This window comes from Blastocatellia bacterium (assembly GCA_016713405.1).
Lineage (GTDB): Bacteria > Acidobacteriota > Blastocatellia > Chloracidobacteriales > JADJPF01 > JADJPF01.
Genome location: JADJPF010000017.1, coordinates 1 through 13,172, shown reverse-complemented (window position 1 = coordinate 13,172; position 13,172 = coordinate 1). Strand labels below are relative to the sequence as shown.

11 protein-coding genes and 6 pseudogenes are annotated in these 13,172 nt (G+C 33.6%); 9 read left to right on the top strand and 8 right to left on the bottom strand.

From position 1 onward, the window contains the following. Nucleotides 1-148: 148 nt before the first annotated feature. From IPK14_18045 to IPK14_18010, 8 genes and pseudogenes are all read right to left on the bottom strand, one after another. The gene (locus IPK14_18045; protein ID MBK7995204.1) at nucleotides 149-310 is read right to left on the bottom strand and encodes a hypothetical protein; all 162 of its coding nucleotides are present in this window, start codon (nucleotides 308-310) and stop codon (nucleotides 149-151) included. A 301-nt stretch (nucleotides 311-611) separates the two neighbouring features. Further along, nucleotides 612-728: pseudogene (locus IPK14_18040) on the bottom strand (hypothetical protein). 498 nt (nucleotides 729-1,226) lie between these two features. Then, complete coding sequence (locus IPK14_18035) at nucleotides 1,227-1,376, bottom strand: hypothetical protein (GenBank protein ID MBK7995203.1); 150 nt, start codon at nucleotides 1,374-1,376, stop codon at nucleotides 1,227-1,229. Between the two features lie 39 nt (nucleotides 1,377-1,415). After that, nucleotides 1,416-1,640, bottom strand: coding sequence for a hypothetical protein (locus IPK14_18030; protein MBK7995202.1), 225 nt, complete (start codon nucleotides 1,638-1,640; stop codon nucleotides 1,416-1,418). Beyond that, nucleotides 1,615-2,283 carry a hypothetical protein gene (locus tag IPK14_18025; GenBank protein ID MBK7995201.1) on the bottom strand — a complete coding sequence of 223 codons (669 nt, stop codon included), beginning with the start codon at nucleotides 2,281-2,283 and terminating at the stop codon, nucleotides 1,615-1,617. Before IPK14_18025 ends, IPK14_18030 begins: the two co-directional genes overlap by 26 nt. A 240-nt stretch (nucleotides 2,284-2,523) precedes the next feature. Continuing rightward, nucleotides 2,524-2,682, bottom strand: a pseudogene (locus tag IPK14_18020) (hypothetical protein). Nucleotides 2,683-2,748: 66 nt separating this feature from the next. Next, a pseudogene (locus IPK14_18015) lies at nucleotides 2,749-2,925 on the bottom strand (hypothetical protein). Between the two features lie 63 nt (nucleotides 2,926-2,988). Next, nucleotides 2,989-4,841, bottom strand: a pseudogene (locus IPK14_18010) (CocE/NonD family hydrolase). Nucleotides 4,842-5,567: 726 nt separating this feature from the next. Between IPK14_18010 and IPK14_18005 the strand changes: the two are divergent. The 9 genes and pseudogenes from IPK14_18005 to IPK14_17965 all read left to right on the top strand — a co-directional run bounded on the left by IPK14_18005 (nucleotide 5,568) and on the right by IPK14_17965 (nucleotide 13,172). After that, on the top strand, nucleotides 5,568-5,768 hold the full coding sequence (locus IPK14_18005; GenBank protein ID MBK7995200.1) for a hypothetical protein: 201 nt from the start codon (nucleotides 5,568-5,570) through the stop codon (nucleotides 5,766-5,768). A gap of 194 nt (nucleotides 5,769-5,962) precedes the next feature. Continuing rightward, nucleotides 5,963-6,223, top strand: a complete 261-nt coding sequence (locus tag IPK14_18000; GenBank protein ID MBK7995199.1) for a hypothetical protein — start codon at nucleotides 5,963-5,965, stop codon at nucleotides 6,221-6,223. Between the two features lie 65 nt (nucleotides 6,224-6,288). Further along, on the top strand, nucleotides 6,289-6,828 hold the full coding sequence (locus IPK14_17995; GenBank protein MBK7995198.1) for a hypothetical protein: 540 nt from the start codon (nucleotides 6,289-6,291) through the stop codon (nucleotides 6,826-6,828). Nucleotides 6,829-7,766: 938 nt separating this feature from the next. Then, entirely contained in the window at nucleotides 7,767-8,792 is a 1,026-nt protein-coding gene (locus IPK14_17990; GenBank protein ID MBK7995197.1) for a site-specific integrase, read from the top strand. Nucleotides 8,793-8,846: 54 nt separating this feature from the next. After that, nucleotides 8,847-9,314, top strand: coding sequence for a hypothetical protein (locus tag IPK14_17985; GenBank protein ID MBK7995196.1), 468 nt, complete (start codon nucleotides 8,847-8,849; stop codon nucleotides 9,312-9,314). A 218-nt stretch (nucleotides 9,315-9,532) separates the two neighbouring features. Continuing rightward, nucleotides 9,533-9,996 (top strand): annotated as a pseudogene (locus IPK14_17980) (DUF1016 domain-containing protein). Nucleotides 9,997-10,201: 205 nt separating this feature from the next. Beyond that, nucleotides 10,202-10,663: a hypothetical protein gene (locus tag IPK14_17975; protein ID MBK7995195.1), complete on the top strand. Its 462-nt coding sequence runs from the start codon at nucleotides 10,202-10,204 to the stop codon at nucleotides 10,661-10,663. Between the two features lie 293 nt (nucleotides 10,664-10,956). Further along, nucleotides 10,957-11,967 (top strand): SAM-dependent DNA methyltransferase, encoded by a 1,011-nt coding sequence (locus tag IPK14_17970; protein ID MBK7995194.1) that lies wholly within the window; start codon nucleotides 10,957-10,959, stop codon nucleotides 11,965-11,967. Beyond that, nucleotides 11,951-13,172, top strand: a pseudogene (locus IPK14_17965) (HsdR family type I site-specific deoxyribonuclease). Before IPK14_17970 ends, IPK14_17965 begins: the two are co-directional and overlap by 17 nt.

Genomic DNA, 13,172 nt, shown 5'->3' with positions numbered 1-13,172 from the left:
CTCTCACATAGGTATAGTATTATCAGTAGTTATAGAGTTTAACTTTAGACCTTTTTTAATGCTTTGTGGTTTTAATAAAGCTAATACTTGCTCAACGGTTTCCAAAAGATTAAAAATACTTTGTTCAATTCTAGCTTTTCCCTGAACCTCAATTTGAAAAGTCCAAAATATCATTAATTATAGTAAGCAGAGATTCACCGCTTACACGAATAGTTTCAATAAAATCTTGTTGTTCAGCACTAGTTTTTGTTGGCAAGCAGTGGAAGTCATACCAATTATGCCATTCATTGGGGTACGAATTTATGATCATCAAGCTAAAAACGCACTTTTAGCATAATTTGCTTCTATAGCTTGATTTTAGCTTCAATAGCAGATTGTTCTGAAACTCTTAATTTACTCAATACTTTGTGCTAATTCTCTTGTACGGTTATTAATTTTTTCTTCTAGGCTTGTATTTAATTTTTAAGTGAGTGCAAGGATATTGAATTAAAACCAATCCTGTTAAAAACATAAATCAAAAAAGCCCACCAACTTCCATATAGAGGAGGATAAATAGTAATTTTAATTGCTGTGCCAATTTCATTCCAAACACCATCGCTATTAGCTGCTTATCAAAATTTATATTCATTGGGTGCTAAATTACTATAAACGACTTCTTGGTTTTTTTCTGCTAAAGTCCAATCTTTATCTAATCCTTCTAATTTATAAGCATAAACGTTATCTGAGGAGAATTAAATCTAGTGCAATATATTGAAAAAGTAGGTTATTTTGGTCATAGGTTAAGAAGTAAAGGTTTCCTTTGAGGTGTCTTTTTTTTTAATTCCTGATCAAGTGCCTAGCAATTTTTACTGTGCTTATATAAATTTGTGGTGCAGTAGGATTAGTTTTAATATTATCAGGATGAAAGATGTTAAGACCGTTGATCCCGCCAAAAGATTTCCTCCTTCTTGGTTTTGGTGAAAGAAAGACGGTTAAATTCTCTATCTTGAAGGGCCATCATCCAAATCAAATCTAATAAAACTTTCATTATTGGGGGGTTATATTTAGCAATCCCATTATCTGTGCCCTTAACCAAAAATAACCTTTTTTTATCTTCAAGCATTGCATAAACATTTGGATTTAGCTCTTTAGTTTTTGTGGTTTAATACGAGTAAAGTTATTTGTTTCATAGTTAAATTTACAGATTCCACCACCTTTGGTAGTTATCCAAAAATTCTTTTTACTATCTAATAAAAAGTTGAGACATTATTGTTAGGGAGTGAATTTAAGTTTTGTGAGTTATATTGATAAATAATATATGTGTTAGTTTTAGGTTTATAACAAAATAATCTATCACTTGTACCAATCCAAATATTACCAAAACTATCTTCTATAATTGCTTGATTTCACCGGGTGGGCCAATTTCATTAGAGACTTTAATAAATATTGAGTAATTGTTTTCTATCAGGGGATATATGATAAATCACTCGTTCATATTTTGAAGCCCCTACCCATAAACTACCATCGCGGCTTTCAAAAATAGCTGTTACTCCATAGATTTCTTTATTAAAAGTAATAAATTTGCCTGTTTTACGGTCTAGTTTTTGTAAATAAGCAAAATTCTCCTCTAATTTGTCAACAATCCACTCCAGCAACGCCATAAGTACCAATCCAAAGCTCTCCTTGTCGATCTTCATAAATTGCCCAAACGCTATCTAAAGCTAGAGAACTAAGATCACCAAGTTTTTTTCGGTAAACCTTTATGCTTCCTGTTTTTCGGTCTAGTCGGTTTAATCCTGCGTATTGTGTGCCAATCCAAACTATACCTTCCCTATCTTGCCAAATTCCACGAATATAGTTATTACTTAAACTATTTTCTGAGAATCGGTTGTATTGATATAACTCAAATTTATTTTTATAAGGGGAATATTTACTTATTCCATAAATACCATTACTAATCCAAACTACATTTGAGCGATCTTTATATAAACTGTGAATATCATTTCCAGCTAAACTTGTTGGATTTTTAGGATCATTTTCATAGTGAATGACTTTTTTTGTACTAAGATTTAAAGAATATATTCCAGATAAACGAGTGCCTATCCAAAGAGTATCTTCATCATATAACAACAAAGCTGATAGAACATCTGTTTTTAAGCCATCAGGATTATTTTCATCTTTCTTATAATGTGAAATTATTTCTCCTGTTACAGTATTTAGCTCATATAAACCTTGAAATAGCGTTGGAATAAAGAGATTGCCATTAGGATGAAGTAGAAGTTTGCAATCAAAATCTCTTTGCAATTACTGTTTTTGCTGGTGCATCTATATCTAAATAATTTGTAAATTCATTTGAAATAGTATCAAATTTGTAAAGGCCATAAGGACTATTTACCCATATTTTTTTGCTTATCTACCACTAAAGAAAAAGTGGTATTGTAGGCAGGTTATGTTTATTTTGAGGTGAAAAGCTAGTTATTTCTTTGCTATCAAGGTTTAATTTTATTAAACCTATTGAACTTGCCATCCAAAGAATATTATCTATTAAGCAAAAGACGTTATCCTAGGAGTTAGTTCTAAACTACCAAATCTAGTAAATGTTTTAGTCCCACGGTCAAATAAATTTATTCCTCCTGAATAAGTACCCGCCCAAACCCGGTTATATTCGTCCACATATACACTTGTAACACGATTATCAGATAAAACATTTAGAGAGTTAGAGTTGCTAGAGTAGACTTCAAAATTAAACCCATCATATTTGTTAAGTCCATTATCTGTAGCAACCCATAAAAAACCATCTAAATCTTGAGCAAAAGCATTTACTGTATTATCTGATAATCCTTGATTTTTACTGATATTCTCAAAAATTGGATTTACCTGAGCAAAAGCTATTTGCCATATTGACAATAGTAAAATCCAGATTAGCGCAAAAAAAACTTTTTTCATTTTTGCAAAAAACTTATTTGTGAAATTAAGATATTTTAGAAAAGCATTAAACTTAATATGAGAACTAAATTCTTTAGAATGATAAACTCGTTGAGTAGCTTTTTGAAAATCTGACTCTTGAGCATTATAAATATCAACAAACTTTTGAGGATTACGGTCTGTTAAAGGAAACCAGCTACTTTGCACTTGAACCATTATTCTATGCCCTTTAAGAAAAGCATGGTTAACATCTGGCATAACAAATTCTATTTTAGTTACTTTCCCTGGTGTCATAGGTTTTGGTAAAGAAAAACTTTCACGAAATTTTCCCCTCATTGGCTCACCCCTTACTAGCATTTGAAAGCCTCCCATAGGTAAGCTAGCATCAGTAGGCGAAACATCTGTTCTACTATCTGGATAAACATCAATAAGCTTAACTATCCAATCTGAATCCGTCCCGCTAGTAGAAACATACATTGTCACCGTAAGCGGCCCAGCCACATGCATATCTTCATTTAGAGGCTCACTTTTATAAGTTAAAACGTCTGTTCGTTGACTAGCAAATCTTTGATCTTCGCCCATATAATCGCGAGTCATACCTATTGATACACCATTTATAAAAGGCACAGGTTTGTTTGGATCGCTAATATATTCATCAAAAGAATTTTTGACTTCCTTAGGTTGCTCAAAAGAAAGTCCACCGTTAGCTTGAAGGTAAACTGATTTAGTTTCTACATTCTTTGGCGGCCAATGTTCATAAGTTTTCCAGCTATTAGAGCCTGTTTCAAAAACATATGCTTCAGGTAACTTAGCATTACCTTTATCTTTTAAGTAAAAATTAAAAAAAGGTAATTCAATGTTTTCTCTGTAAAAAGAGATGTTTTTGATGCAAAATTAAGATGTTTTAGAGTATCCCCATCAAAACGCGACCAACCACCATAGACCCTAGGCCCCCATAACTAAAGTATTAGTAATATTAGGGTTTTGCTCTTCAATAAACTTATAAGTGTTTAATGCTCCATAAAGATTTTCAGCATCAAACCAACCCCCTACCGTCATCACTGCCGCTTTGATATTACGTAAATTTGGAAGCAAATTTCTTGATTGCCAAAATTCATCATAGTTTCCATCTTGCATTACCTCATCCCAGAATGCTACTTTGTTATTTAAGTGTTTTTCATTGGCATTTTTAAGAGAACCCATTTCCAGAAAGAATTTATAGCCGTCCGGCGTTCCATGCTCAAACCGTTTAGGTGATTCAGTGGTAGGAGTAGGTCTAGGCAAACCAAATGAAGACAAAAAATTAAAAGCATGTGGTAAAAAAAACACTCCATTATGATGAAAATCGTCTCCCTTAAACCAATCTCCAATAGGTGCTTGGGGCGAAACCGCCTTTAATGCAGGATGAGAATCAATGCTCCCAGCCGATGTATAAAAGCCTGGGTAAGATATTCCCCACATACCCACCCTTTCATTGTGATTAGGTATGTTTTTAAGCAACCATTCTATAGTGTCATAAGTGTCCGTGCTTTCATCAATTGCATTTGGTGAATCTTTTTTCTGCTGATGAGGTCGCATATTAATAAACTCACCTTGGATAAATACTTGCCACGAACATCTTGATAAACAAAAATATAACCTTCTTTTGCAAATACCTCATTCGGCCCAAGACTTGTTCTAAAAGCATCTGTACCATAAGGAGCGACACTATAAGGGGTACGAAGAAGCATTATTGGATATTTTTTAGAAGTTTCTTTAGGTAAATAAATAGCGGTAAATAGCTTAGTTCCGTCACGCATAGGGATAGAAGTTTCCATTTTTGTATAATTTGCACGAATTTCAAAATTACTTTGTGCCTTTGGTATTTGGACAGAATCAACTAAAAATAAAAGTAAGAGAGTTAAAATAAGAATACGTAAAAAATTATATTTTTTCATAGTTGTCCTTTTATTGCTTTATTTTAGCTAAAGCAGAAGAATTAAATAAAAGCATATATTTTTATTTGAATTTTAAGATATTGCTAGTTAAACACTACTATAACCTTTTACTTAAAATATGGACAAACCTGCCTTGCAAGAAGAGCGTATGAACTGCACTTTAAAGGTTAGGGAGATTTTATAAGCGACAGAAATGATGATTTGTTAGAGACAGAAGATAAATTCTAAATATTTTAGTTACTAAATTTTACATAATAGATAGTTATTAACCAAACTTATTCCCACCAATTCCCAACTTGATCAACAGATAAAGCAGTTTCGTTAATAAATTCTGCTCCACCTAATTTTTGGTAGTGTCCCTCAGTTTACGTGATAGTTTTAACTCAAAATCTGGATATGTTAGAACTAAACTAAATAAGCATACAGAAAAACCTTTGTTTATCAACTACATAACCTTAATTAAAATTCATAAAATTCTACTACATTTCGGTTTTAAGTCGATTTTCTTTCAACGGTCTTTCTATATTGGAACTAGAAATTCCAATATTATTATCAAAATAGCTGCTTTCAAGCCGTTTTAAGCTCTATTTGTGCATCTGCAAGAGGGCATCTATATTCATTTTCATCACGTAAATTGAGGGACACTACCAAAAAACTCAGGAGGATGAAAAATGGCAAAGATGAAAATAATGCTAGAAAATAAAGAAGGCAAGCAAATAGGGGGAAATGCAAGAGTATGAGTTGGAAGTAGGGCAAGGAAGTTTGTTAGAAATAGAGGCAGCAGTGGAAAAATTCAAAAGAAGCAGTTTGCCAAAAATAGAACAAGAGTTAATGATAGAGGCACAAGAGCAAGAAGTAAAAAAAAGCGAATTAAAAGTAAATGGAACAAGTGAAATAGAAATCAAAACCCTACGATGGAAAATTTAAGTTCAAGGTACAAAGGTTTGATAACGGAGAAGATTACTTAAGCATAACAGGGCAATGCAAGAATGGATACGTAAGTGATGGATTGGCAGAATACGCGGCATATTATAGTAATCGCTTGAGTTATGAAGAAGTAGAAAAATTAATCAAAAGAAACACAGGACAAAAAGTTGTTAAGCGATCAAGGGATATGGTTAATGGTAAAAGCAAAAGCAGAAGAGATAAGCCAAGCCCAACAACAGATAGTTACTCAAAGATTAAAGAAAGGAAAAATGCCAAAAATAGAAACACGAGTAAATATTTATGATGCAAAAGCAGAAGAAGTGTTGATATTTGATGATGGGATTATAGTTAAAGAACAAAAAGCCAAACGAGATGGCAAAGAAGTTGAGCAAAAAACTAGAGTCAATACAGATATAGTAATGTTAGAGCAAAAGATGGCTTATATCGTTACCTAATAGCAGGAACTGATAAAAAGCAAATGAATTAGTAAGTTTAGAAGAAGTAGTAAAAAAGTGAGCTAATGATTGAGTATTCAAGGCGCAGATCTGCCTTACCTATAGTGGCAATAACAGATGGGGCAAAGAGCATTCGTAATAGTTTGCAGCTAATTTTTGGCACAACAATTACTATAATCTTAGATTGGTATCATCTTGAGAAGAAGGTTTATGAGCTTTTTTCTATGATTGGACGCAATAAAGAAGAAAAACTCCATCATCTGAATTTTATTTTTCCCTTATTGTGGAAAGGTCACATTAGTGAAGTAATTTTTTATCTTCGCAATGAAGTTAAGGCTAGAAACTCTATAAAATTAGAAGAGTTGATTTCTTATCTTCTTAAGCACAAGGCTGAAATTATTGACTATGAGCGTCGCAAGCAGGCTTCTAAGCCTATTGGCTCTGGTCGTATGGAAAAGGGCGTTGATCAGGTTATTGGCAAACGCCAGAAAGACAAATCTATGTCTTGGTGTTCTTCTGGTTCTAAATCTTTGGCTATTTTAAAGGTCGTTGAGCTTAATGGTGAGTGGGATTCTCTTTGGAATCTTCCTTCTATTGCTGCTTAACCACAGGATTTTTTACAGAAAGAACTTTTTTCTTATTTCTTTTTCTAAGTCGTCTTGGCTGTCTTTTGCTTCCCAATAACCATAAATTAAGTTGAAATCGTCAATTAAAGCCCCATCAACAAAAATATTCTTTTTTGTTTGCGAAATTTGGATTTTCTTTTCAGCAACCAATGTCCAGTGAAACTTCTGTCCACAAGCCTCTAATAAACTTTGAAAAGCTGTTTTTACAGCACCTTCATAAGACTTACACCTAGTTTTTCAAACTGCTTTAATGCTTCATAATAAGTTTTAATAGGCTTATGACTAGCTTTTAAGTCCAGTACTCGCATTAAGTTATACTCCTAGATACTTAAGTTTAATTAGAATGTGATAAGGCTAATAATTAGGCTGTTTTTCAAGTAAAGCTGAGATTATATTTCCAAGTTGGGTAAAATGAAAAGCTTTTGTTCTATACTTTAGTAACTAAAGCCACAGACTAATCTATTAGGTAATTAAGCATTTTTTGATTAATTGTTAAATGTGGTATGAATAGAAGTATAAACTAAAAAAGCCACTTAATTAGTGGCTGTAACTCATTGATTCTATTGATGCCCCCGGCAGGATTCGAACCTGCGACCTTTTGGTTCGTAGCCAAAAACGCCTTGTTTCACCCTTTTTCACCAAGTTTCTAAAATGTTACTAATCCTTTGATAATAAATGAGTTAATAGTATTTGTATGTTTCATTATGTTTATGCTAATATCGCTCTGTAACACCTCAAAGTGGAATCGAAAGTGGAATTTTTCAAATACAACACTTTATTTATATTCAATAAGTTACAAGAAGATAGGTGATTTATGGAACGACCTGTAAAAGGCTCTGTTAAAAAAATTAGATAAAATAGATGGCAAGTTAGGATAACTTTTACTGATGAACAAGGCAAAAACATGACAAAAAGTCTTGTCAGAAAGCTACTCAGAAGCTAGCGAATTACTTAAACGCCTAGTTAATGAACTTGATCATGGTGGTCAAGCTATTCTAAAAGATAGAATGATATTTGATGACTTAGCTAAATTTTACTCTGAAAAATACTTAATACCTGCAAAATATGTTGATGGTCGTAAAGTTGCTGGGTTGCGCTCAGTAGTCCATACTAAAGCTTTTTTGCCACCATTAATTGAATACTTTGGCAACAAACGAATTAAAGAAATTACTCACACAGATATACTAACTTATAAGCTAAAGCGGCTAGACACACCTAAACAAACAGGTGCTAAACGCTCAATTGCTAGTGTTAATCGGGAACTTGAACTATTACGCCGAATGTTAAATATTGCCCATCAAGAAGGCTGGATTTTGCGTAGTCCATTTTCAATAGGAAAGTCACTTATTAGCAAAGCCGATGAGCGAAAATGCGAAAGAATCTTAACTAGAGAAGAAGAAGCACGCTTACTTAATGCTTGTGTAGGAAGACGCACACACCTAAAACCCATAATTATTTGTGCGCTTGATACGGGAATGCGACAAGGTGAAATTTTAAGCCTAAGATGGCGCAATATAGACTTTGATGAGAAAGTTATCACCGTAGAAGCTTTTAACACAAAAACTATGCAAACTCGTCAAGTGGCTATGACAACACGTTTAGAAAAAGAACTATGGTCACTTTATCAATCTTCTGTTGGTGATAAAAATGCTTTGGTTTTTGGCATCACAGACAATGTTAAGAGATCATTTGATGGAGCAAGGAAAGATGCAGGCTTGTCAGATGTACGTTTTCACGATTTACGCCATACTGCTGCAACTAGGCTTGTAAGTAAACATATTCCTATTTCTGAAGTTGGACGGGTTTTAGGCCATAGTCAACCATCTACAACTTATCGTTATGTTAATGCCAACCTTGAGACAGTTAGACGCGCAGCATTAGCATTAGATGAGTTTCAACGACAGTCAGAGGGAACTAAACTAGTAGAAGAACTTATTAACTAAATTTATGTATTTTATTAATTTGAAGAATAACTAATTAACATCAAAAAATTATTTATGAATTATGACCTTATAGTTGAAAAAATATCTCAAATTGATGATATAGCTCAACGCACAGTAGCTAAAAATGTTAACCAATTGCTAACGCTAAGAAACTGGTTAGTAGGAGCTTATATTTTTGAATATGAACAAAATGGCGAAGATCGCGCTGTTTATGGAGAACAATTACTGAAAAAGTTGTCAGATGATCTTTCTAAAAGCGGCCATAAAGGTTTTTCTGTTACGAACCTAAAATACTTTAGAGAAGTTGCTTTAGTATACCCATTGCCACGAATAGGTCAGACACTGTCTGACCTATTTGGTAATTTACTAGAAACACTGCCTTTATTAGAAGACAATAACCTAGAAGAAATGTCTTCTGGTGGTAATATTAAAAGTATTTCAATTTCCTTCTGTAGAAAAACGTCAAATAAAAAAATACTTATCTTCCTTGGCAAAACGAAAAGTACTATCAACAACTTTTAGCTCTTTGTCTTGGTCACACTTACTAGAACTTTGTCGAATAATGATGCACTCAAAAGAGCTTTTTACGAATTAGAATCAATGAAAAGTCAGTGGTCTTTACGTGAGCTAAAAAAGGCAAATGAACAGTATGCTTTATGAGCGAGTAGGACTATCTAAAGACAAAGATGCTGTAATAGCATTGGCAAAAAGAAGGCCAATTATTAGATAGCCCAAAAACTATTTTACGGGATCCTTATGTTTTGGAATTTATAGGATTAGAAAAACAAGTGGCTTATTCAGAATCACAGCTTGAGCAAGCCTTAATTGACCACCTTCAAGAGTTTCTTCATGAATTAGGACGTGATTTTTGCTTTATGGATAGGCAATATCGAATTACTGTAGCTGGACAACATTATTTTTTAGACTTACTTTTTTACCATCGCAAGTTACATTGTTTGATAGCTATAGACTTAAAGTTAGGAACCTTTAGCCATCAAGATGCTGGGCAAATGAACTTCTACTTAAACTATCTTAAAGATCAGGTGGCTTATCCTGAAGAAAATCCGCCTATAGGAATAATACTTTGTGCTGAAAAAGATGCAGAGGAAGCTCATTATGCTACGGCAGGCTTAGACAAACATCTTTTGTTTCTCAATATTTAATAAAACTACCCTCTGAAGAACAGTTAAAGCAATGGCTGTGAGGAGCAAGTGATCATTGAGAAATTAGCAGATAAAAGTACAAAAACTAGAGAATAAAGAGTTTTCAATTGTACAAAGCGAACTTAATGCTAACCTTGAGATAGCTAGACGCGCAGCTTTAGCACTTGACGACTTTTACCAAGAATCTCAACAACCTAACTTGCAAGAAGAACGTATTAGCTAAAAAATAAAAACCAAGGAGATTTTATGAGTAACGAAAATGATGCACTATTACCAGAAGAAGACGAAACCGAAACCCAAACCCTAAATAAAATGGTAGCTAAAATAAAATCTATGGATAATCGTTTAGAAACTGTTGAAACTAAAGTAGATGCACAATCTAAACAAACCAATGCTAATTTGCTAAATGCTTTTGCTGAAATACTTAGAGATGCTTTAACTCAACAAAAAGCAGAATTTGAACAAACATTAAAAGATGCCCTAGCTCAACAAGAAATTAAATTTGAACAAGCTTTAGCTCAACAAGAAGTTAAGTTTACTGAAATGATCAAAACAGAGGTAAATAATCTTAGGGTAGAAATGCTAGAAGAATTTAAGCTAGTTAAGAGAGAAATTAGAAATATTGATAGGCGGCTATCAATATTTAATAAAGATATTGGTGATGTAGCAGTAGATCATATGATCTTGAAGACAGAGTGGAGCAAATAGAAACAAAGCTTAAAGCAAGTTAAGCTTACGCAAATTATCTAATTTTATCTAACCTAACCCTAATTATTATAGCTAAACAATGGCTGCTACTAAGCAGCTATTCTTATTTATGGCGGTAGCTCAAATGCTTATAGCTACTAGATATTTTCGTATAGCTTGATTATACTTGCCTGTTTTATCAAAGTTTTCTCTAAAAACTCAACTCTAAAATTCATTTGTTAAACTAAATATGGCTATCAAAAAAGTGAATTATATAGCTCGCTCTGGAAAAGTTGCGACGAACGCGCGGCGGCATGGATGCTTCCCAATATAAAGATTACGTATTAATCCTATTATTTATCAAATATGTATCAGATAAATTTACTAGCGATCCTGATTTTTTAATTGAAATCCCTGAAGGCGGTAGCTTTAAGGATATGGTTGTACTTAAAGGTACTAAAGACATTGGCGACAAAATGAATAAGATTATCAGCAAATTGGCTGAAGCTAATGATCTTAAAGGTGTTATTGACGTAGCTGATTTTAATAATGAAGATAAGCTTGGCAAAGGTAAAGAAATGCAGGACAGGCTTTCAAAACTAGTTGGTATTTTTGAAAACCCAAGTCTTGACTTTAGCCGCAACCGTGCCGAGGGAGATGATATTTTAGGTGATGCCTATGAATACCTTATGCGACATTTTGCTACTGAATCGGGCAAGAGCAAAGGCCAATTCTACACCCCAGCAGAAGTTTCCCGTGTGATGGCAAAGGTTATTGGAATAAGCAAAGCAGTCCAAACCCAGACAATTTATGACCCAACTTGTGGTAGCGGCTCTTTGTTAATTAAAGCTGCGGACGAAACAGAACAAGGAGTTACTATTTATGGTCAAGAGATGGATAATGCAACTGCTGCGCTTGCTAAAATGAATATGATCTTGCATAACAACGAAACAGCAGAAATTCAACAAGCTAATACCCTATCATCACCTGCTTTTATAGTTGATGGGAATTTAAAAACTTTTGACTTTGCGGTTGCTAATCCGCCATTTTCTAGCAAAGCTTGGGGCAGTGGACTTGATCCTAAAGAAGATATTTATAAGCGTTTTGAAGATGGGATACCACCAGATAAAAACGGTGATTATGCTTTTTTACTACATTTAATTCGCTCGATAAAAAGCAAAGGTAAAGGAGCAATTATTTTACCTCATGGTGTACTGTTTCGAGGTAATGTAGAGGCTCAAATCCGTCAAAATATTATTCGCAAAGGCTATATTAAAGGCATTATTGGACTGCCTGCAAATCTGTTTTATGGAAAAGCGTCCTGATATTGTGCTTTATGTTAATGGGATTGCGCTAGGCGTGCTAGAACTTAAACGTAACGACTGTTTCTGTGTCTGAAGGTATAAGACAAAACCTTGATAACCAAGAGGAAAAATTTATTAAACAATTCTTTTCAACCATACAATTGATTATGGCTGGTAATGATACAGAAGGTTTGCGTTATGGTACGGTTGAAACTAAAGGAAGAAACTATTTAGCTTGGAAAGAAGAAGATGATGATAGTAGCGAAAAGACTTTAGATAACCATCTTAAGCAAGTTGTAATAAACAACGATTTTAGAAATATTAATAGACTTAGTTTTGATCGAGGTATTAAAAAGCTTTGTCGTCCACATCAATATTTTGGGGGTAAAAGCTTGGTCAAAAGAGCCTTAAACAAAGGGAAGGTGGAATAATCTGGCACACTCAAGGCAGTGGAAAAAGCTTAACAATGGTTTGGTTAACAAAATGGATTCGTGAAAATATTAAAAATGCCCGTGTGCTAATTATTACAGACAGAGAAGAGCTAGATAAACAAATTGAGAAAATTTTTTAGGAATAGATGAAGAAATTTATCGCACAAACAGGTAGAGATTTGATGGAAAAACTAAATTTAACGGCTGATTGGCTACTTTGCTCATTAATTCATAAATTTGGCAATAAAACAGAAGCTGACTATGATGGCTACATTAACGAGATTAACCCAGATTTATTTGAGAATTTTAAGGCTAAGGGGACATTTATGTTTTTGTAGATGAAATGTCATAGAACGCAATCGGGCCAAGCTACGAAGCGATGAAAAAAATTTTACCAAATGCACTATTTATTGGTTTTACAGGAACGCCTTTACTTAAACAAGATAAACAAAAAAGTATAGAAGTTTTTGGAAAATACATTCACACCTACAAATTTAATGAAGCAGTAAAGGATAAAGTCATATTAGATTTACGTTATGAAGCCCGCAACATTGAGCAAAAACCTTACTTCAAAAGAAAAAATAGACAAATGGTTTGAAGCTAAAACCAAAGGTTTAACAGAATATGCTAAAAATGAGTTAAAAGAGAGATGGGGAACAATGCAAAAGGTTTTAAGCTCACAATCAAGGTTAGAGCAAATTGTAGCTGACATAATCTTTGATATGGAAACTAAAGACCGCTTGCAAAATGGTAGAGGTAACGCGCTACTAGTTGCAGGTAGCATTTACAGTGCTT